The sequence below is a fragment of the Rhodobacter sp. P2_H5 genome (assembly GCF_056403335.1).
The window spans coordinates 1-748 of the sequence record NZ_JBFUFS010000112.1 but is presented as its reverse complement, the minus strand read 5'-3'; the positions used below and the strand labels follow the sequence as shown (position 1 = coordinate 748).

Below are 748 nucleotides of genomic sequence, written 5' to 3'. Positions count from 1 at the left end.
GGTTTCAGGGAGGGAGAGTGTCTCCTGCCGCCCGTCGCGGAGTGATCCCGATGACTGCACCCATCTCCCGAACTGCCTTCCGGGGCCCCGGCGACAACCTGATCGGCGGGGTTTTTGCCCATCTGCGCCTCGCGGACCGCTTGCCCCTGCGCGTCAGCTGCCGCTGCCTCGCGCATTGGGACGATCCGGCGCTCGATCAGCTGTGCATCAACCGCGAGGTCRATCTCGGCACCTGCGGTGACGTCGCGGCTGCCATGACCGTGGCGCGCAAAGCTGTCGCTTCCGGCCATCTCGACGCGGGGCGCGATGCAGCCCTGCGGCTGGTGCCACAATTCGTCACGATCCTCGATGCCGAATACGGCCTCGTGCTGGCGGGGGAGGTGCAGCTGGGCGGCGTTCAATGGTGCACCCCGGTCGACAGCGATGCCGAAGCGCGGCGCGTGGTGAATGAGGCCTGCGGGCTTCGGGCCAAGGCCCGCGCGGCAACGGACGCCGACGATCCCGCATCTGCCGCTGCGCTGCTCACCCGCGCCCGCGAGCTGGAAGGTCGTCTGGTCGACCCGTTCTGGCGCGACCTCGCGGCCGCCGCCGTCGATCTCGCCTTGGCGGCCTGATCCCTCCCCTTTCCGGAAATCCACCCCCGGCAACTGTCCGGGCCGTACAGATGAGGGAACGGCTTATGCCCCAAGTGATCGCCACCACCGTCTACCGCCTTGACGAACTTCCCGAAGGCGCCAGGGACAGGGCC

1 protein-coding gene is annotated in these 748 nt (G+C 68.9%); it reads left to right on the top strand.

The genetic code is table 11. The annotated features are described in order from the left end of the window. The first annotated feature begins 50 nt into the window (after positions 1-50). Entirely contained in the window at positions 51-614 is a 564-nt protein-coding gene (locus AC1DVR_RS23800) for a hypothetical protein (RefSeq protein ID WP_478003095.1), read from the top strand. Positions 615-748: the final 134 nt, after the last annotated feature.